Genomic DNA, 19,704 nt, shown 5'->3' on the forward strand with positions numbered 1-19,704 from the left:
CCTACACGCACGTCCGGGCCAACGCCTGCGGCTTGCAGGCGGTGGGCCAGCTGGTTGGCGCGGCGGTTCAGTTCGGCGTAGCTGAGCGAACCCTCGCCTTGGCGTACGGCGATCGCTTCGGGCACACGGGCAACCTGCTGCTCGAACTGCTCGACCAGATCGAACGCAGCAATGCCATGGCTATCGGCAGCACCGGCCGCCAGCAGCTCATCGCGTTCAACGCCCGTCAGAAGCGGCAGTTGCCCCAGCTGGCGCTCGGCGCTATCGCTCAACGCCAGCAGCAACTGCTGCAGGTGCCCATGCAGCCGCGTGATAGCCGCAGCATCGAAGCGTGCCCGGTCAAAGCTGTAGCAGAAGCTCAGCGCCTCGCCCTGATTGACCAGCAGCATCAGCGGGTAGTTGCCCTGCTCGCGGCTGACCAGGTTGGCGAAGCGCGGCCCGTCGCCCTGGCCGCCGAGCATGGCGCTGTCCAGCGGGTAGTTCTCGAACACCAGAATCTGGTCGAACAGGCCCTGCCCACCCTGCCCGGCCCAGCGCTGGATGTCATACAGCGCGCTGTGCTCGTGCTCGCGCACGGCCACACCCAGGGCCTGCACCTGCTCGAGCCACTGGCCGACGGTCTGCTGCCCCTGCGGGCTTGCGACCACTGGCAAGGTGTTGATGAACAGGCCCAGTTGCTGCTCGATGCCCGGCAACTGCGCCGGGCGCCCGGCCACGGTGGCGCCGAAGGCCACGCACTCCTGCCCGGTGTAACGCTGCAACAGCAAAAGCCAGGCGGCCTGCAACAGGCTGCTGAGGGTCACCTTGCGCTGGCGGGCAAAGCTGCGCAGGCGCTCGCTGGCGGCGGCCGGCAGGCTTGCGCGGTGCTCGGCAGTGCCGCTGCCGGGCTGCTCCAGGGCAACCGCGCCGGCAAGCGCGGTCGGCGCCTGCAAGGGTGCCAGTTGCTCGCGCCAGAACTGCTCGCTGGCAGCCTGGTCGCGCCCGGCCAGCCAGGCGATGTAGTCGCGGTACTGGCCCACGGGTGCCGGTTGTGGCTGGCCTGCGTAACGCTGCATCACCTCGGCGAACAGTTGCGCCTGGCTCCAGCCGTCCAGCAGCAGGTGGTGGCAGGTCCATACCAGGTGGTGGCCGGCATCGGTAGCCACCAGCAGCAGGCGCATCAGCGGCGGTTGCTGCAGGTCGAAGGGGCGCCGCTCCTCGGCGGCCAGGGCGTCGAGGTCGCCGCCGGTGGCTTCTCGCCAGGCCAGTTGCGCCTGGCGCAGCACCGCTTGCAGCGGCTGCCCCGCCGCAGTGCTGACAAAGGCGGTGCGCAGCGCGGCGTGGTTGTCCAGCGCCGCCTGCCAGGCCGCGCGCAGGCGCGCAGGGTCCAGGCCTTCGGCGTCCATGCGCATCTGGTTGATGTAGCTGCCGTCGCCGGGCTGGTACAGGCTGTGGAACAGCATGCCCTGCTGCATCGGCGACAGCGGGTAGAGGTCTTGCACCTGGGTGATCGGCAGGCCCAGGGCGTCGAGCTGCGCCTGGTCGAGGTTGGCCAGGGGGAAGTCCGATGGCGTGGCGCCACCGGCACCGGGCGTCAGGCAATGGCCGACCAGCGCCCGCAGCTCGCCCTCGAACAGCGCTACCAGTTGCGCCAGGCCCTGGGCGTCGAGCTGCTGTGGGCTGAAGGTGAAGCCCAGTTGCAGGCGGCCGTCGTTGACCCCGCCGTCGATGGACAGCCAGTTGGCCAGGGGTGCGGCCGGGTCCTGGCTGTCGCCGCAGCTTTGCTCGGCGCGGCGCATGCCGGGGGCGAAGCTGGCGTCGAACTGGCCCAGGTAGTTGAAGGTGATGCGCGGCTGTGGCCGCGCCGCCAACTGTGCGCGCACCTCAGCAGGTGCCAGCTGTTGCAGCAGGCCGAAGCCCAGGCCGTTGTCCGGCACCTGGCGCAGGTGCTGCTTGATGGCCTTGAGGCTGTGGCCCAGGTCGTCGCTGGCAGCCAGGCGCAGCGGGTAGGTGGTGGTGAACCAGCCCACCGTGCGGCTGAGGTCGAGCCCGGCCAGGTGCTCTTCGCGGCCATGGCTTTCCAGCTCCACCAGCAATTCTGGCTGCCCGCTCCAGCGCCGCCAGGCGCGGGCCAGGGCGCACAGTAGCAGGTCGTTGACCTGGGTGCGGTAAGCGCCCGGGGCATCGCGCAGCAGCTGGCGGGTCAGTTGTTCGTCCAGCGCAAGCGGCAGGGTGACGGCTTCAGCCACCGGCGCGGGGCCGGCATGCCGGGCGCCCGGGAACTCGGCCGCGACTTCGCCCAGTTGGGCCAGCCACCAAGGCAGTTGCGCCAGGGTTTCGTTGGCCTGGGCGTGCTGCACGAGGAAGCGGGTCCAGTCGCCGAAGGCGTGGCTGCGCCGTGGCAGGCTGGCGGCCGGGTTGGCCAGCAGCTGCTGCAGGTCTTCGAGCAGGATGCGCCACGACACGCCGTCCACCACCAGGTGGTGGGCGGTAAGCAGCAGGCGCTGGCCGAAGCCGCGCAGGTTGACCAGCACGGCGCGCAGCAGCGGGCCGGCGGCAAGGTCCAGGCTGCGCTGGGCCTGGTTGGCGATGGCCAACAGGGCCTGCTCGTCCTCAGCCTCACGCTCCCACAGCTCGACGGCGAGGTTGGCCGCGTAGACGCCCTGCCAGCCCTGCTCGCCCTGGCTGAAGCGCAGGCTGAAGGCGTCGTGGTGCGCGACCACCGCGTTCAGTGCCTGCTCCAGTGCTGCGGCGGCCAATGGTGTATCCAGCGCCAGCAACAGGGCCTGGTTCCAGTGCCCGCGCTGGGCCATGGGCATGGCAAAGAAGCGTTGCTGCAGCGGTGTCAGGGCAATCGCCCCGCGCTCGGGGCGCGCAGCACCTGCGCCCTGCCCGCCCAGCGGCGTGGCCACCTGGGCCAGCTGGCGCAAGGTCTGGTGGCGGAACAGCTCGCGCGGGCCGAACTGCCAGCCGGCCTGGCGGGCGCGGCTGGCCACCTGGATGGCGATGATCGAATCGCCGCCCAGTTCGAAGAAGTTGTCCTGGGCGCCCACCGGGTCGATACCCAGCACCTCGCCCCAGACCTTGGCCAGGGCCTGCTCCACCTCGCCCTGGGGGGCGTCATAGGCGCGTTCGACCACTACCGGCTGCGGCAGCGCCTTGCGGTCGAGCTTGCCGTTGGCACTCAGCGGCATCTGCGCAAGCACGATTACCTGCGCCGGCACCATGTAGTCCGGCAGCGCCTCGCCCAGTTGCAGGCGCAAGGCGTCGGCCAGCCCGTCGTCGGCACTTGCCACCACATAACCCAGCAACTGCTTGGCACCGGCGGCGGCCTCGCTGACCACCACCACCGCCTCGCTGACGGCCGGGTGCTCCAGCAGGCGCGCCTCGATTTCGCCCAGCTCGATGCGCAGGCCGCGGATCTTCACCTGGTGGTCGATGCGCCCCAGGTACTCCACCGCGCCGTCGTCGCGCCAGCGCGCCAGGTCACCGGTGCGGTACAGCCGCGCACCATGGCCGAACGGGTCGGCGACAAAGCGCTCGGCGGTCAGCCCCGGGCGGCCCAGGTAGCCGCGGGCCAGGCCCACGCCACCAATGTACAGCTCGCCGGGCAGGCCGCTGGCCACCGGCTGCAACTGGCCGTCGAGCACGTACAGGCGCAGGTTGGCGATGGGCCGGCCGATCGGCACGCTGCCCAGGCCCGGGGCGTCGTGGCAGGCCCAGTGGCTGACATCGATGGCCGCCTCGGTTGGGCCATACAGGTTGTGCAGGCCGGCGCTGCTCCGGGCCAGAAAGCGTTGTTGCAGGTCCAGCGGCAGTGCCTCGCCGCTGCACATCACCAGGCGCAGGCTCGGGCAGCCGGCCAGGGTTTCGCTGGCCATGTAGGCCTGCAGCATCGACGGCACGAAGTGCAGCACGCTGATGCCGTGGCCGGCGATCAGCGCCTTGAGCTCGGCGGGGTCGCGGTGGGCGCCGGGCGGCGCCATCACCAGGGTGGCGCCGGTCATCAGCGGCCAGAAGAACTCCCACACCGACACGTCGAAGCCGAACGGGGTCTTCTGCAGGACCCGGTCACCGGCGCCCAGGCCAAAGGTGGCCTGCATCCACTGCAGGCGGTTGCACAGGGCTGCGTGGCTGTTGCCCGCGCCTTTTGGCCGGCCGGTGGTGCCGGAGGTGTAAATGCAATAAGCGAGCTGGTCGGGGTGGCTTTGCAGGCTCGGGTTGCTGTCGGGGCTGGCGGCAAATTGCTCGGCATCGCGGTCCAGGCACAGCACTTCGCGCCCGCCTGCGGGCAGGCGCCCGAGCAGTTGCTGCTGGGTCAGCAGCAGGCTCGCGCCGCTGTCCTCGAGCATGTAGGCCAGGCGTTGGTCGGGCTGGTCCGGATCCAGCGGCACGTAGGCGGCGCCGGCCTTGAGCACGGCCAGCAGGGCCACCACCATGGCTTGCGAGCGCTCGGCGAAGATGCCCACCAGTTGCTCGGGGCCAACGCCGCGGCTGCGCAGGTAATGGGCCAGGCGATTGGCCTGGGCGTTGAGCTCGGCGTAGCTCAGTTCAAGGCCATCGGCGATCAGCGCCGTGGCATCGGGCGTGGCGGCTGCCTGGGCTTCGATCAGCACTTGCAGGCACTGCGCCTGGCGGTAGTCGACCGCAGTGGCGTTGAAGGTTTCGACCACTTGCTGCTGCTCGTGGCGTTCGAGCATGGCCAGGTCGCCCAGCGGGCTGTCGGGGCGCTCGGCACAGTCGCCCAGCAGGCGCAAAAAATGCCCGCGCAGGCGCTCGATGCGCGCCGCGTCGAACAGGTCGGTGGCGTAGGTGAAGGCGCCGCGCAGCAGGCCGTCGGCCAGCTCTTCGGTGTCCAGGCTGAGGTCGAACTTGGCAACCTCCGGGGCCGCCACTTCAAGCCAGGCGTGCAACCCGGGCAGGCCGGCCAGGCTGCTGGCGCCGCGCTGCTCGTGGTTGAACATCACCTGGAACAGCGGGTTGCGGCTCAGGCTGCGCTCCACGCCCAGGGCGTCGACCAGCTCTTCGAACGGCAGGTCCTGGCAGTCCTGGGCCGCGGCGGCGGCCTGGCGCACTTCGCCCAGCAGGGTGCGGAACGGCAGACGCGCGTAGGGCGTGCTGCGCAGCACCTGGGTGTTGACGAAGAAGCCGATCAGCCCCTGTACTTCTGCGCGCTGGCGGTTGGCAACGGGCACGCCCACCAGCAGTTCTTGCTGGCCGGTATAGCGGTGCAGCAGCGCCTTGAACGCCGTCAGCAATACCATGAACAGGCTGGTGCCGCTGGCGGCGGCCAGGGCCTTGAGCTGCGCGGTCAGCGCTGCGGGCACCTCGAAGCCCAGGCTTGCGCCGCGCTGGCTCATTTCGGCCGGGCGCGCGCGGTCGGCGGGCAGTTCGAGAATGGGTGGGCGCTCACCCAGGGTGGCGCGCCAGTAAGCCAGCTGGCGTTCGCCTTCGCCGGCTTCGAGCCAGTTGCGTTGCCACAGGGCGTAGTCGGCGTACTGCACGGCCAAGGCCGGCCATTGCGGCGCCTGGCCTTGCAGGTGGGCGGCGTAGCCCTGGGCCAGCTCGTCGAGCAGGATCTGCATCGACCAGCCGTCGGAGATGATGTGGTGCATGGCCAGCAGCAGGCCGTGGCGCTGTTCGCCCAGGCGCACCAGGGTAAGCTGCAGCAGCGGCCCCTGGTACAGGTCGAAGGCCTGGCCGGCAGCGGCCTGCAAGGCGGCCTTCAGCGCCGCTTGCGGGTCGGCGCTGGCGCTGAGGTCGAGCTGGGCCAGGGTAAGGCCGGCAGCCGGGCTTACCACCTGGGTGAGCTGGCCATCGGTTTCGGCAAAGTGGGTGCGCAGGATTTCGTGGCGCGCCACCAGGGCGTTCACGGCGGCCTGCAAGGCGGCGACATCCAGCGCGCCGTCCAGGCGCAGCACGCCGGCCTGGTTGTAGGCGGCGCTGCTGCGGTCGAGCTGCCACAGGGTCCACAGCCGGCGCTGGGCATAGGAGGCAGCCACCACAGGCTGGCCTTCGGCACGTGGCGGAATCGGCAGACTTTCAAGGCTCATGCCCTGGGCCTTGAGCTTTTCACCCAGGGCGCGGCGGGCGGCCGGGTCCAGCTCGGCGAAGCGCCGGGCCAGGGCGAGGGAACGATCAACCACAGTCATGGTGCCTCCACTTCGGCGAACAGGTTCTCCAGGGCGTCCAGGTCGTTGCCCGGGGCCTGTTGCAACTCGGCCACCTTGGCGGCGAAGCGCTCCAGGGTTTCGCCTTCGAAGAACAGCCGCAGCGGCAGTTCGATGCCCAACTGCTCCTGCAACCGTGCGCGCAGGCGGGTGGCCAGCAGCGAGTGGCCGCCCAGGGCGAAGAAGTTGTCCTGCAGCCCGACCCGCTCGACCCCGAGCGCCTCCTGCCAAATGCTCGCCAGCAGGCATTGCAGTTCGCTCTGCGGCGCCTGATAGGCCTGGCCGACCACGGCCTCGGCGGCCAGGGCGCGGCGATCGACCTTGCCGTTGGGCATCAACGGCAGGCGTGCCAGGCTGCGCAGCGCGGTGGGCACCATGTGCGCCGGCAGGCGCCGGGCCAGCTCCGCCTGCAGGCGGCCGGCCAGTTGCCCGTCTTCTTCGGCGCCGACCACAAAGGCCACCAGCTGGGCACCGCTGGCGCCCTCGCGCACCACCACTGTGGCTTCGGCAACGCCTGCGCAACTGGCCAGCACCGCCTCCACTTCGCCCAGCTCGATACGGAAGCCGCGAATTTTCACTTGCGCATCGACCCGGCCCAGGAACTCCAGCAGGCCGTCGGCGCGCCAGCGCGCCAGGTCGCCGGTCTGGTAGCCGCGGCTGCCATCGGCCAGGGTCGGGAAACGCTCGGCAGTCAGAGCCGGGCGGCCCAGGTAGCCGCGGGTGACGCCGGGGCCGGCGACGTACAGCTCGCCCACCTGCCCCACCGCCACCGGCTCGCGGTTGGCGTCGAGCAGCAGCACGCGCATGCCTGGCGCCGGGCGGCCGATGGAGACCGGGCCTTCGCTTGCGTTCCACGCCGTACACCAGACGCTGCCTTCGGTGGGGCCGTATTCGTTGCTCAGCAGCACGCCGGGCAGGCGCGCCTGGTGGCGGGCCAGCAGCGCCGGGGTGCAGGCTTCGCCGGCCACCACCACGGTGCGCAGGGCGTGCTGGCCGAGGTGCTCGAGCACTTCGGCGTGCAGCCCTGGCAAGGCCAGGTAGTGCGTGATGCCCTGCTCGCCCAGCAATGCGGCAATGGCTTGCGGGTCCTTGGCCTGGGCGGCGCTTGGCAGGTGCAGGCAGCCGCCCTGGCCGAGAGTCCAGAACAGCCCGGCCACCGAGCTGTCGAACGACAGCGACGACAGCAGCAAGAAGGATTCGACCGACGCCGGGTAGTGAACGAAACGCGCCAGGGTCGAGGCCAGGGCGTTGGCGTGGCTTACGGCAACGCCCTTGGGCGTGCCGGTGGAGCCGGAGGTGTAGATGACATACGCCAGGTCGTCAGCGCCGACCGCCACCGCCAGCGGTGTGCTTGGGCCTTGCCACACCGGCGAGGCCTCGGCCAGCGACAGCACCGGCAAGCCGGCGGGCAGCACCAGGTCGGCGGACGGGGCATCCAGCGCCAGCAGGCACTGGGCACCGGCGTCGGCCAGCATGAAGCCGAGGCGCTCGGCCGGGTAGTCCGGGTCCAGCGGCAGGTAGGCGCCACCGGCCTTGAGAATGCCCAGCATCGCCACCAGCGCGGCCAGCGAGCGCGGCGCGTACACGGCAACGATGCTTTCGCGCCCGACACCCTGCGCCTGCAGGGCATGGGCCAGCTGGTTGGCGCGCTGCTCCAGCTGAAGGTAATCGAGCACCTGGTCGCCCTGACGCACGGCGGCACGCTGGCCTTGCCCGGCAACCTGCTGCTCGAACAAACGGTGCAGCAAGCCCGGGCTGGGCAGCGGCATGGCCGCGCCCTGCTCGAAGGCCTGGATGCGCGCACGCTCCGGTTCGCCCAGCAGGCTGACCTGGGCCAGCCGCTGCTCGAAGTCGCCCAGTGCCTGGGCGGCAAATACCGCGAACTGCCCAAGCCACAGTGCGGCCACGTCCTGCTCCAGCTGGCCGGCAACGTAGTGCAGTTGCAGCTCGTTACCCACGCGGGCCAGGCTCAGCGGCGCCAGCACGCTGGCGTCCAGTTGCAGCTCGACACCGTCCAGCGGCGTGTGGCTGGCGGTGAAAGCGTACAGGGTGTCGGCGTTTTCGACGGCCACTTCGTCCAGGCATTCGAGCCACGAACGGGCCTGCTCCAGGCGGCTGCGGAACTCCTCCAGGGCCTGGGCCAGGGTGGCGTCAGCGGGGTATGCCAGGTTCAGCGGCATGTGCCGCTCGAAGCGCCCGAGCATGCCTTCGACCTGGGCGTTGCGACCGTCCACGCAGGCCAGCAGCGAGACCTGGTTCTGCTCGCCCAGGCGGCACAGGAAACCGGCCCAAAGGAACAGCAACAGGTCGTCGCTGGCCAGGGCTTGCTCGCAGGCGTGGGTATCGAGGGTTTGCAGCAGGGAGGCGGCTGGCAGGGTGACCTGCCGGGCCGCATCGCGGGGCAAGCCCGCTCCTACGCCTTGTTCGAATGGCAGCGGCGCCCGTGGCGTGATGGCGTCGAGCACGCCGCGCCAGTAGGCGGCGCCGCGCAGGCCCATGTCCTCGCCTGCCAGCTCGCCCTGCCAAGAGGCGTAGTCGATGTACTGCAACGCCTCTTCGTCGGCCGGCGCCAGGCTGCCGGCGTAACCGGCGCGCAGCTCGTTGGCCAGTTGCTGCAACGCCTGCCGGTCGACGCTGGCCAGGGCCACGCCCAGGCACACGACGAAGCTGTCGCCTTCCACCTGCTCTACCGCCGCGACCAAGGGCAGTTGCTCCAGGGCCTCGCGCCCAGCAACCGGCTGCAGCGGCGCCGCGGCGCCCTGCTCCACCACCTGCACCGGGCGGCGCAGGCCGTCCAGGCACAGGTAGCGGGTGCGCAGCACTTCGTGGCGGCGTTGCAGCCCGGCGAGCACCTGGCCCAGGCGGGCCTCGTCATAGGCACCCGGCACGCGCACACGGGCGAAGGCCGCCAGCGGTTGCCCGGGGCGAACCAGCACGGCGCCCTGCTGGGCAGAAAGGGGGAAGGCGTCTTGGTGGGCAGGCAGTTGCATGTGGGGGAACCTCAATCTTGTGCCAGGTCGGCGCTTTTCTGGGCGATCGCCATCGCGGTGAGAATCTTGCGCGGGCCGGTGAATGCGTTACGGGCGTGCAGCGAGAGCATGTTGTCGAGCAGCACCACATCGCCCTTTTGCCAGGGGAACTCCACCATGACGTCGCGGTAGGCCTGCTGCAGGTGGCGGATGACCTCGTCGGGGATCGGCGCGCCGTCACCGTAGAAGGTGTTCTGCGGCAGATCGTCGGCATCGAACTCGGCGATCAGCGCGGCGCGCAGGGTCTCGGGCAGGGTCAGGGCGTTGAAAAAGGTGCCGTGGTTGAACCACAGCTGTTCGCCGCTGCGCGGGTGGCGGACGATGGCCGGGCCAACCTGGCGGGTACGCAGGCGGTTGCCGGGCTTCCATTCCGGGCGGATGCCGATGCGCGCGCAGTAGGCTTCCACTTCGGCGCGGTCTTCGCTCTGGAACACGGTCTGCCAGGGCAGGCCCATGCCGTCGCCGTAGTTGCGCACGTACATGATGCGGCGCTGGCGGAATTCCTCGCGCACCGCCGGGTCGATACGCTGCAGCAACGCACGGGTATCGCCCAGCGGTGTTTCGCCGCCGGTCAGCGACGGCAGGTCGCAGTAGAAGTACAGATGCAGCGGGAACACCGGCGAGTAGGAGTGCTCGTTGTGCGGGAAGATGCGCTCGTTGCTGGGGTAGTCGGTGGAGCTGTAGATGTTGAACTGGCGGGTGATCTGGGTGCGTGGCGAGGCGCGGAACAGGTATTCCAGCGCACCGCCCGAGACCGCCTGCACGCAGCGGTCGAAGCCGTCGATGCCCTCCACGTCGAAGCCGCGGAACAGGATGGCGCCATGCTCCAGCAGGCGCGCCTCCACCTGTTCGCGGTTCTGCGCCAGCCACGCCACCAGGTCGGTGCCGGCAAAGCGTGGCCGGCACAGCGCCGGCAGGGCATGCCCTTCGAGCAACGGGGTGAACACGACCCGCTCTTGCTGGCCGGCGGTGATGCTCCTGCGTGCACGGCCCATGCTGGGCAGTGCCGTGACCTTGGCGTCGTTCATCATTGCTCCTGAACACTCTGTGCGTTAGGGGTGGGCTGCACGGCGCGCCGGCGCATCGGCCGTTGGCTGTCGAGCAGTTGCCGGCGCTGCTGGTTGTCGGCGCTGCGCGCCGCGCGGCGCACCTGGGCGGCGGCCTCCAGCAGGTCGGCCTGGGTACGGCCGGGCTGGCCCAGCCAGCAGTCGAGCACGGCCTGGATCTGGGCGAACAGCTCGGCCAGCTCGCCTGGCTGGAACAGGCCCTCGGGCACCTCGAAGCGGGCTTCCAGGCGCCCGGCGCTGCTGTAGAAGCCGAGGATCAGGTCCAGCTCGGCGGCCTGGTGTTCGCAGGCCAAGGCCTCGACCCGCACGTCCTGCAGGCGCGGCAGCGGTGGCTCGCCTTCCTGGTAGTTGAGCTTGATGCTGAAGAACGGCGAGCGCCCGGCCCGGCGTGGTGGGCGCAGCGCCTCGACCAGTTGCTCGAACGGCAGGTCCTGGTGCCCGGCGGCGCCCAGCACTACGCGCCGGCACTGCTCGAGCAGCGCATCGCTGCCGGCGGCCAGGTCCAGGTCCAGTTGCAGCACGAGCTGGTTGATGAAAAAGCCCACCAGCGGCTCGGCGGCCGGGTGGCTGCGGTTGGCGATGTCGCTGCCCAGGCGGATGCGCGACTCGCCGCTCTGTTCGCGCAGGCTGATGGCGAAGGCGCCGAGCAGCAGCATGAACGGCGTCACGCCATGGGCGCTGGCGTAGGCGCGCAGCGCGCTGGTTTGCACGCCGCTGAAGGCGAACTGCTCACACACGGCGTTGGCGCCGGTGCCGCGCGGGCGCTGGCTGTGCAGCTCGAGCAAGCGCTGCTCGCCGGCCAGGGCCTGCTGCCAGTAGGCCAGTTGCCGGGCCTGCTCGGGGCCGGCCAGCAGTTCGCGTTGCCAGCGGGCGAAATCGCCGTAGCCGACCGCCAGCGCCGGCAGCGCTGCGTCGCGCCCGGCAAGGCCTGCGGCGTACAGCGCCTCCAGTTCGTCGACCAGGTTGCGCATCGACCAGCCGTCCACGGCGATGTGGTGGGTGGTCAGCAGCAGCACGTGCTCGCGGGGCGCAAGGCGCAGCAGGCACACCCGCTGCAACGGGCCTGCGGCCAGGTCGAAGGGTTGGCGCGCCTGTTGCGCCGCACGCTCGCGGGCCTCGGCAAGGTCTGCGACCTGCTCGACGCTGAAGGCCAGCGCCAGGCTAGCGTGCTGCACCAGGCGCACGCCCTCGCCGTCGGCGTGGAAGGTGGTACGCAGCACGCCATGGCGCTGCTGCAGGGTGGCGAAGGCGGCGCGCAGCACCTCGCTGTCCAGCGGGCCGCGCAGGTGCAGGGCCATCGGCACGTTGTACACCGAGCTGTGCGGCTCCAGCTGCCAGGCGAACCACAGGCGCTGCTGGGCGAACGATGGCACCAGGGCCGCCTGGGGGTCGGCGGCGAGCAACGGCTGGGCATGGGCGGCGGCGGCTTCGGCCACTTGCCCGGCGAAGGCGGCCAGCACCGGGTGGTCGAACAGGCAGGCCAGCGGCAGGCTTACCCCCAGCCGCTCGCGCAGGCGGCCGATGATTTGCGCGGCGGCGATGGAGTTGCCGCCCAGGGCGAAGAAGTTGTCATCGGCGAACACCTCGTCCTGGCCGAGCACTTCGGCCCACACCTCCGCCAGTTGCTGCTGGTGCTCACCTTGTACGGCCTGGCCCTGGCGCTGCGGGCGCTGGTCGTTGCGGCGCAGGTGGAAGCAGTCCAGCTCGCCGCGCTCAAGCATTTGCCGGCAGGCCGAGCGTTGCAGCTTGCCGCTGGAGGTCTTGGGCAGCTCGCCGGGCTGCAGCAGGGCCACCCATACCGGGGTTTGCTGGCACACGTCGGCCAGCGCGCGGTCGATTTCGGCGCACAGCTGGGCGGCGCCGATCTTGCGCTGGGTGGCGCGGCCGATCTCCACAGCGATGCCGATGCCTTCGCCGTCGGCCTGGTCGACCACAAAGGCGGTCACCCGGCCCTTGCGCGCGCCTTCGACGTTGTATTCCACGGCCCGTTCGAGGTCTTGCGGGTAAATGTTCTGGCCACGGACGATGATCATGTCCTTGAGCCGGCCGGTGATGAACAGGCGGCCTTCGCGCAAAAAGCCTAAGTCGCCGGTGCGCAGCCAGGTGCGCCCGTCACGCTCGACGAAAGCACGGGCAGTGGCCTCGGGGTTGCGCCAGTAGCCACGGGCGACGCTGTCGCCGCTGGTCCAGATCTCGCCAATGCGGCTGTCGGGCTGGCGCTGACCGCTGGCCGGGTCGACCAGGATCACATCCAGCCCGGGGTGAAGGATGCCGCTGCTGACCAGCAGGCTGCCCTGCCCCGGCTCGGCGCGGTGCTCGCCGAGGGCATGGCTGTCGAAGCTGGCACTGACGAAGGGTTCGGCGGCGGTGGTGCCGGTGACGAACAGGGTGGCCTCGGCCAGGCCATAGCACGGCAGGAACGCCAGCGGGTTGAAGCCGCACGCGCCGAAGCGCTTGGCAAAGGCCTGCAGGCTGTCCTGGCGGATGGGTTCGGAGCCGGAGAACAGCACCCGCAGGCTACCCAGGTCGAGGTTGGCCAGCACGCTGTCGCTGACCCGCTCGGCGGCCAGGCGGAAGGCGAAGTCCGGCGCACCGGTGTGGGTGGCGCGGTACTGGCTGATGGCTTCGAGCCAGCGCGCAGGGCGCTCGACGAACTGGCGCGGCGACATCAGCACCAGGGTCGCGCCGCGGTAGATGGTCAGCAGCAGGCAGCCGATCAGGCCCATGTCGTGGTACAGCGGCAGCCAGCTGACGAAGGTGTCACCGGGGTTCAGGTCGAAGCCGTGCACCATCATGTTCTCGTTGGCCACAAGGTTGGCGTGGCTGACCTCGACGCCCTTGGGCGTGGCGGTGGAACCTGAGGTGTATTGCAAGAAGGCGACCGCCTCGCCGGCCGGCGGCTGCGGGGCAAAACCGGCGGCCTCGTCCAGCGCCAGGGCGTCGACCGCCAGCACCGTCGGCAGCGCCTCGGCGAAGGCCTGCTGCAGCGAATCGGCCAGGTGCGCCTCGGTCAGCACCAGGCGTGGCTCGGCGTCGTCGAGAATCGCCCGCACCCGGCTCAGCTCGTACTGGCGCAGCGACTCGGGCGGCAGCGCCGGCACGGCGATGATGCCGGCATACAGGCAGGCGTAGAACGACACCACATAGCTGGGCCCGCTTTGCATCAGCAGCAACGCGCGCTCCCCGGCCTGGGTGTGACGCAGCAGCTCGACGGCCAGGGCGCGGGCGCGACGGTCCAGTTCGGCGTAGCTCAGCGTCAGGCGCTGGCTTTCACCGTCGAGAAGAAAATGCACCGCAGGCTTGCTGCCTTGCTGGCCGGCATGGGCGACCAGCGCCTCGACCAGGGAGCCATGGAAAGCTGTCATGTCACACCTTTGCTAAGAAGTGGGAATCGGGACGGGCGGCCGGCGCCGGCGCATGGGCGCCAGGCATTCGGCCAGGTGCGCGAGCACGGCGCGCTCCTGGGACTGGATGAAGAAATGGCCGCCGTCGAACAGCTTGAGGCTGAAGCCGACTGCGGCCAGCTTGCGCCAGGCCAGCAGCTGCGCTTCGCTGGCTTTGTCCTGGCTGCCGGCCAGCACGTGCAGCGGGCATTGCAGCGGCGCGGTGGGCTGGAAGCGGTAGCGGCCGCACAGCAGAAAATCGGCGCGCAGCACCGGCAAGGCCAGGCGCATCAGCTCCGGGTCCTGCAGGGCTTCGTCGGGGGTGCCTTGCAGCGCGCCCAGCTCGGCCAGCAATTGCTCGTCGCTCATGGGGTTACGAAAACGCAAATAGTCGCGCATGCCCGGCGCCGCACCGCCGGACACCAGCAACGCCTGCGGCGGCGGCAGGCCCTGGGCACGCAGGGCGCAGGCCAGCTCGAAGGCCAGCAACGAGCCCATGCTGTGGCCGAACAGCGCGTACGGGCGCCAGGTTTCGCCGCGCAGCTCGCGGGCCAGTTGCGCGGCCAGGTCGACCAGGTCGGTGGCCAGCGGCTCGGACGCGCGGCTGCCCCGCCCTGGCAGCTCCAGCGGGCGAATGTCCAGCCAGGCCGGGGCGCTGCGCCGCCAGCGCGCATAGCCCATGGCACTGGCGCCGGCATAGGGCAGGCAGAACAGGGTCAGCACGGCGCTCACCGGCCGGCCTGCCCGTCCATGTGCTGGCGCAGGCTCAGGGGGCGCATGTCGGTCCAGACCGATTCGATGTAGTCCAGGCACTCCTGCTTGGCGCCGCTCTTGCCGGCCTCGCGCCAGCCGGCCGGCACGGCCTTGTAGTCAGGCCACAGCGAGTACTGCTCCTCGGCGTTGACCAGTACCTTGAACGTTGCGTCTTCGCGGTCGAAAGCCATCTGAAATCTCTCCGTCTCTGTCGGTTGAAGGCGCCTGGCGCAATGGCCTGCGGCGCGATTTCCTACATCGACGAATGACTGTGGAATAACTTCAGAAGACCGTTTCTTAGCCGATTTTCAGATCCGCCCTACAGCGAAATCGGAGACTTGTTGCAAATAGTTCTTAACAATACTAGATTCTCCACCCTCGCTGGCAGACTTCAAGAATGGATCAGGTGCCTCATGCAAAAACACGGTGCAGCCCGCAGCGGTTCCCCCTTGCTTGACGTGTTCTTTGACCAGCGTTCGCGCCTGATCGGGCTTGCCGCGAAGATCATAGGCTGTCGCAGCCACGCCGAAGACATCGTTCATGAAGCGTTCATGAAGGTGGACGATGCTGGCGAAACGGAGCAGATCCGTTCGCAGGCTTCGTACCTGACCCGGGTGGTGCGCAACCTGTCGATCGACCATTACCGGCGTCGCCAGTTCGAGGAGCGGCTGATGTGCTCTGACACCGACAGCAGCGAGTCGGCGACGATCTTCGGCGATACCCCCGAGGCGCTGGTGTCGGACCAGCAGGTGCTGGAGCGGGTCAGCGGAGCCCTGGCCGACCTGCCCGAACGCACCCGCTATGCGTTCGAGATGTGCCGTATTCATGGCATGAAGCAGCGCGAGATCGCCAAGATTCTTGGGGTGTCGCCGCCGTTGGTGAATGCGATGATCCGCGATGCGCTGCTGCATTGCCGGGAGAAGGCGCTTTAGGGTTTTTGTTGCAGCCAGGCCTGGCCTCATCGCCGGCAAGCCGGCTCTCATAGAACTGCACACAACTCATTGATTCAGCAAGGACCTGTGGGAGCGGGCTTGCCCGCGAACACCGGCGAAGCCGGTGCCATCCAGCGCGGTGCCTGTGCCTGCTTCGCGGGCAAGCCCGCTCCCACAGGAATCGCGCTGGATTTTAGAAATTGAGCAAGACAGTTGCTCCTACACAGGCCCGCGATTACCTCGCCGCCACGCGCGAATTGCCGCTACCACCAATAGCGGCAACCCCAGCGCCAGCCACGACACCACGTCGTACAGCCCGTCCCCCAGCAACGCCGACAACAACCCCAGCGCCGCCAGCAGGCCGATCAGCAGCGGCCAGCGAAAGATCATCCACAACCCGCGCCTCATGCCCTGGCCTCCTGTTCTGCGGCAAACACCGGCATCTGGCGACGGCGCCCCCACCACAGGTAGACGCCGCTGCCCAGCACCAGGATGGCGATCACATCCAGCACCGCCCAGACGATTTTCAACGGCAGGCGCCCGTAGTCACCAAAGTGCAGCGGCTGGGAAATAAGCAACGCGCGCACGTACAAAGGCATGTCGCGCATGTCGGTCAATTGCCCGGTCTGGGCGTCGATCAGCGCCGGCTTGAGCAGCTTTGAGGTGACCGGGGTCTTGCCGCGCATGAACACCGCGTAGTGGTGCTGGCTGCTGAACAAGGTGCCGGGAAAGGCGACGAATACCGGCTCAAGCTCCGGCGCTGCGGCCCGCGCCGTCTGCAGCGCGGCATGCAACGAACCGAGGGTCTTGAGCGGCGGTGCGTCTTTGTAGGGCGCAGTCATTTCGGCCAGCTGGCCGTTCTGCCACAACCCGACGATGGGCAGCGCCAGGGTGTTGACCACCCCGGTGACACCCACCACCAGCACCCACACCAGGGTCACCATGCCCAGCACGTTGTGCAGGTCGAGCCACTGCAGGCGGCGGCTGCGCCCGGTGCGCACGGTGGCGAACTCGAGCTTGCGCATGAACGGGGTATAGACCACCACGCCCGAGACCAGCGAGGCCACCAGCAACAGCCCCATCGCCCCCAGCAGCAGGTAGCCGGGCAGGCCGAGGAACAGGTCGGTATGCAGGCGCAGCATCACATCCATGAAGCCGGTTTCGGGCGGCTCGGGGGCAAACAGCTCGCCGCTGCGTTTATCGAACAGGTGCACATGGCCGTCCAGCGGTGGCGGCACCAGGGTCTTGCCGGTGAATACCGCGCCGTAGGGGTCGTCCGGGTCCAGGCCGACGAAGCGCACCACCTCGTCCGGGCGCGCCGCGAGCGCCCCGGCAACCACTTTGTCGTAGTCGATGGCTGGGGCATCGGCCGGCAGCACCCTGGGCGCCGGGTGCGGGTCGAAGGCAGCTTCGATTTCTTCGTGGAAGATCAGCGGCAGGCCGGTCAGGCACAGCATCAGCAGGAACAGGGTGCAGACCAGGCTGGTCCACTTGTGCACCAGGTACCAGGTTCTCAGGGCTTGGCGGGTCATGCGCGGGGATCCTTCGGCTGGGGCTACATGTCGACGGGGGGGGCACAGAGTAACTGCGCAGTTGGGACGGGCGCCAGATGCGCGGTTGTTTGGCGGTGGATGCTTGCTGAGATTGGGCGGGTGGGCTGGGAGTGCGTGTGCCATGCCCGCTTCTGGGTCTTGTGCTGTGTGCGGTTGTTGGGCGGCTGTGGCCTACGGAGATGTGTTCGGGTTCGGGGCTTAGGGTGATTGCTTTGGGAGATGTATGCGCATTCGTTGACGATATGCGCTTTTCGTCACCTTTCCGCCCTTACGGCGGCTTACTTTTGTCTTGGCAAAAGTAAGCAAAACCGCCTGCTCCTATCATCCGGCCCCCTACGCTGCGCTTCGGGGGTTCCCTCGCTCCGGGCTTGCTCCGGAGGTACGCGCCGACGGGCCGTCCCTGGCCCGATCGGCGCTCGACCGGCATCCATGCCGGTCGCCCTCCTACGCAATCCCTACGCTCGGCCTCCTGAAGTCGCGATTTGTGTTGCCTGAACTATTGCGCGCTTAGAAGCCAGATCAACAGCCAGATCAACAGCCGGAATGTTGGTTTTATTGTTATTGATGTGTTTTTTGTTCGGGCCCTATCGCCGGCAAGCCTTTAATTCTGGATAACGCACAACCCTGTAAGAGCCGGCTTGCCGGCGATTGCAATCCTGAGTTCCCACAAATGCAACTAGCGACCGAGCTGCGTACTCATAGGCGCCGCCCCTAACTTCGCGACTTCAGGAGGCCGAACGCAGGGATTGCGTAGGGGGGCGGCCGGCATGGATGCCGGTCGAGCGCCGATCGGGCCAGGGACGGCCCGTCGGCGCGTACCCCCGGAGCAAGCCCGGAGTGAGGGTACCCCGGAGCGAAGCGCAGGGGCCGTATGAATGGAGCGAGGATTTTTTGCTTACTTTTTGATCCTTCAAAAAGTGAGCCGCCGTAAGGGCGGAAAGGTGAATAAGCGTCACTACAAATAATGAATGCACATACAACCCTCAAAACCAACCATTCAACTAACCAATCAACTAAACAATCAACCAATCAACCAATAAACCAATAAACCAATAAACAGCGTATCCACAAACTCAAGCCACCCACGCGAACCTACCCCCCGGCAAGCCGCCCCCCTACCCCACCTTGACATTAAAAACGATCAGTCTAAATTACCCTCCATGACCAAACCCCAGCCCCGCCGCGGCCGCCCCCCAAAGCTCCCCCGCGAACACGCCGAAACCCACGACCTGCTGCTACGCTGCGGCATGGAACTGCTCACCGAGCAGGGCTTCACCGCCACCGGCATCGACACCGTGCTCAAGCGCATTCAGGTCCCCAAAGGCTCGTTCTACCACTACTTCGACAGCAAGGAAGCCTTCGGCCAGGCCGTGCTGCAACGCTATGCCCATTACTTCGCCGCCAAGCTCGACCGCCACCTCCTAGACCCACACACCCGCCCCCTGCAGCGCCTGGGCAACTTCGTCGAAGACGCCAAGGCCGGCATGCTCAAGTACCAGTTCCGCCGCGGCTGCCTGGTCGGCAACCTCGGCCAGGAAGTACTGGTCCTGCCCGACAGCTTTCGCACGCAACTCGAAGCCGTGCTCTGCGACTGGGAGCAACGCCTGTCAGCTTGCCTGCAGGCTGCAAAAACTGCCGGTGAACTGCCTGCCGGCAGCGACTGCGACACCCTCGCCGCCTGGTTCTGGACCGGCTGGGAAGGCGCGGTACTACGCGCGCGGCTGGCGCAACGTACAACCCCGCTCGACAGCTTCTTCCAAGGGTTTCTGGCAGCCGTCACCCGCTGATGGTGCAGGCCAATTTAAAGACGACCGGTCAAAAAGGAGTTCCGTGATGTTCAACGCCATCTTGCTGGAAAAACACGACAACGATTACCAGGCCCGCCTGGCCACCCTCGAGGAGGCCCAGTTGCCCGCAGGCGATGTGACCGTGCGCGTGGCCTACAGCACCCTGAATTTCAAGGACGCCCTGGCCATCACCGGCCAAAGCCCCGTGGTGCGCCAGTTCCCCATGGTGCCGGGCATCGACCTGGCCGGTACCGTCGAGGCCAGCCGTCACCCCGCCTACCAACCCGGCGACCGGGTGTTGCTCAACGGCTGGGGCGTGGGTGAAAGCCATTGGGGCGGGCTGGCACAACGGGCACGCCTGAACGGCGACTGGCTGATCCCCCACCCCGCCGGCCTCGACGAGCGCCAAAGCATGGCCATCGGTACCGCCGGCTACACCGCCATGCTTTGCCTGATGGCGCTGCAGCGCCATGGCCTGAAACCCGAACACGGCCCGGTGCTGGTCACCGGCGCCAGCGGCGGTGTTGGCAGCTTTGCCATCAGCCTGCTGGCCAGCCGCGGCTTCGAAGTGATTGCCGCCACCGGCAAGGCCGACGAGGCCCACTACCTCAAACAGCTGGGGGCCGGCACCATCATCGATCGCAGTGAACTGAGCGGCCCAGGCCGGCCCCTGGCCAAGGAACGCTGGGCCGGGGTGATCGATTCGGTGGGCAGCCACACCTTGGCCAACGCCTGCGCCGCGACCCAGGCCGAAGGCGCGGTAGCCGCCTGTGGCCTGGCCCAGGGCATGGACCTGCCGGCCAGCGTGGCGCCGTTCATCTTGCGCGGGGTGAGCCTGCTGGGTATCAACAGCGTGACCCAACCCTATGCGCGCAGGGTCCAGGCCTGGGCGCAACTGGCCGAAGGCCTGGACCGCGAACACCTGGCCATGATCACCCGCGAAATCAGCCTCGCAGAAAGCATCGGCGCAGCCCGGCAACTGCTCGACGGCAAGGTGCGCGGGCGCCTGGTGGTGAATGTGAACAGCTGATGCACACCCCTGCTGACGCCG

At 68.5% G+C, this 19,704-nt stretch carries 12 protein-coding genes (1 of these 12 running past the window's edge); 3 read left to right on the forward strand and 9 right to left on the reverse strand.

The window, feature by feature from the left end; translation table 11 throughout:
- From KSS93_RS18310 to KSS93_RS26555, 7 genes are all read right to left on the reverse strand, one after another.
- Positions 1–6,131 carry the 5' portion of a non-ribosomal peptide synthetase gene (locus tag KSS93_RS18310; RefSeq protein ID WP_217885378.1) on the reverse strand. The gene continues 4,744 nt to the left of window position 1, outside the view, so the window shows 6,131 of its 10,875 coding nt (coding positions 1–6,131); it begins with the start codon at positions 6,129–6,131; its stop codon lies beyond the left edge, outside the window.
- On the reverse strand, positions 6,128–9,139 hold the full coding sequence (locus KSS93_RS18315; RefSeq protein WP_217885379.1) for a non-ribosomal peptide synthetase: 3,012 nt from the start codon (positions 9,137–9,139) through the stop codon (positions 6,128–6,130). The genes KSS93_RS18310 and KSS93_RS18315 overlap by 4 nt, the downstream gene beginning before the upstream one ends.
- 11 nt (positions 9,140–9,150) lie before the next feature.
- Positions 9,151–10,206 (reverse strand): TauD/TfdA family dioxygenase, encoded by a 1,056-nt coding sequence (locus KSS93_RS18320; protein ID WP_217885380.1) that lies wholly within the window; start codon positions 10,204–10,206, stop codon positions 9,151–9,153.
- A complete protein-coding gene (locus tag KSS93_RS18325) occupies positions 10,206–13,610 on the reverse strand; it encodes a condensation domain-containing protein (protein ID WP_217885381.1) in 3,405 nt (1,134 codons plus the stop codon). The genes KSS93_RS18320 and KSS93_RS18325 overlap by 1 nt, the downstream gene beginning before the upstream one ends.
- A 12-nt stretch (positions 13,611–13,622) precedes the next feature.
- Complete coding sequence (locus KSS93_RS18330) at positions 13,623–14,309, reverse strand: thioesterase II family protein (RefSeq protein WP_263975051.1); 687 nt, start codon at positions 14,307–14,309, stop codon at positions 13,623–13,625.
- A 47-nt stretch (positions 14,310–14,356) separates the two neighbouring features.
- Positions 14,357–14,572, reverse strand: coding sequence for an MbtH family protein (locus tag KSS93_RS18335; RefSeq protein WP_217885382.1), 216 nt, complete (start codon positions 14,570–14,572; stop codon positions 14,357–14,359).
- A 117-nt stretch (positions 14,573–14,689) separates the two neighbouring features.
- Positions 14,690–14,923, reverse strand: coding sequence for a hypothetical protein (locus KSS93_RS26555; protein ID WP_225917400.1), 234 nt, complete (start codon positions 14,921–14,923; stop codon positions 14,690–14,692).
- Between KSS93_RS26555 and KSS93_RS18340 the strand changes: the two genes are divergently transcribed.
- Complete coding sequence (locus KSS93_RS18340) at positions 14,840–15,313, forward strand: RNA polymerase factor sigma-70 (RefSeq protein ID WP_263975052.1); 474 nt, start codon at positions 14,840–14,842, stop codon at positions 15,311–15,313. The two genes, KSS93_RS26555 and KSS93_RS18340, sit on opposite strands and share 84 nt — an antisense overlap.
- Positions 15,314–15,532: 219 nt before the next feature.
- On the opposite strand, the gene KSS93_RS18345 is transcribed toward KSS93_RS18340, so the two are convergent.
- A complete protein-coding gene (locus KSS93_RS18345; RefSeq protein WP_217885384.1) occupies positions 15,533–15,721 on the reverse strand; it encodes a hypothetical protein in 189 nt (62 codons plus the stop codon).
- Positions 15,718–16,845, reverse strand: a complete 1,128-nt coding sequence (locus KSS93_RS18350) for a PepSY-associated TM helix domain-containing protein (RefSeq protein ID WP_217885385.1) — start codon at positions 16,843–16,845, stop codon at positions 15,718–15,720. The genes KSS93_RS18345 and KSS93_RS18350 overlap by 4 nt, the downstream gene beginning before the upstream one ends.
- Positions 16,846–18,026: 1,181 nt before the next feature.
- On the opposite strand from KSS93_RS18350, the gene acuR reads away from it, so the two are divergent.
- Positions 18,027–18,653 carry an acrylate utilization transcriptional regulator AcuR gene (gene acuR, locus KSS93_RS18355; protein WP_225917211.1) on the forward strand — a complete coding sequence of 209 codons (627 nt, stop codon included), beginning with the start codon at positions 18,027–18,029 and terminating at the stop codon, positions 18,651–18,653.
- A 46-nt stretch (positions 18,654–18,699) separates the two neighbouring features.
- The gene (acuI, locus tag KSS93_RS18360) at positions 18,700–19,683 is read left to right on the forward strand and encodes an acrylyl-CoA reductase (NADPH) (RefSeq protein ID WP_217885386.1); all 984 of its coding nucleotides are present in this window, start codon (positions 18,700–18,702) and stop codon (positions 19,681–19,683) included.
- Positions 19,684–19,704 lie beyond the last annotated feature (21 nt).

This window comes from Pseudomonas xanthosomatis, assembly GCF_019139835.1.
Classification (GTDB): Bacteria; Pseudomonadota; Gammaproteobacteria; order Pseudomonadales; family Pseudomonadaceae; genus Aquipseudomonas; species Aquipseudomonas fakonensis.

What these genes read in the sequence shown, in the direction of transcription:
- acuI (WP_217885386.1), top strand. Translation starts at nt 18,700, where the DNA reads ATGTTCAACGCCATCTTGCTGGAAAAACACGACAACGATTACCAGGCC.
- KSS93_RS18325 (WP_217885381.1), bottom strand. Translation starts at nt 13,610, where the DNA reads ATGACAGCTTTCCATGGCTCCCTGGTCGAGGCGCTGGTCGCCCATGCC.
- KSS93_RS18315 (WP_217885379.1), bottom strand. Translation starts at nt 9,139, where the DNA reads ATGCAACTGCCTGCCCACCAAGACGCCTTCCCCCTTTCTGCCCAGCAG.
- KSS93_RS18335 (WP_217885382.1), bottom strand. Translation starts at nt 14,572, where the DNA reads ATGGCTTTCGACCGCGAAGACGCAACGTTCAAGGTACTGGTCAACGCC.
- KSS93_RS18330 (WP_263975051.1), bottom strand. Translation starts at nt 14,309, where the DNA reads ATGGGCTATGCGCGCTGGCGGCGCAGCGCCCCGGCCTGGCTGGACATT.
- KSS93_RS18320 (WP_217885380.1), bottom strand. Translation starts at nt 10,206, where the DNA reads ATGAACGACGCCAAGGTCACGGCACTGCCCAGCATGGGCCGTGCACGC.
- KSS93_RS18350 (WP_217885385.1), bottom strand. Translation starts at nt 16,845, where the DNA reads ATGACCCGCCAAGCCCTGAGAACCTGGTACCTGGTGCACAAGTGGACC.
- KSS93_RS18345 (WP_217885384.1), bottom strand. Translation starts at nt 15,721, where the DNA reads ATGAGGCGCGGGTTGTGGATGATCTTTCGCTGGCCGCTGCTGATCGGC.
- KSS93_RS26555 (WP_225917400.1), bottom strand. Translation starts at nt 14,923, where the DNA reads ATGAACGATGTCTTCGGCGTGGCTGCGACAGCCTATGATCTTCGCGGC.
- acuR (WP_225917211.1), top strand. Translation starts at nt 18,027, where the DNA reads ATGACCAAACCCCAGCCCCGCCGCGGCCGCCCCCCAAAGCTCCCCCGC.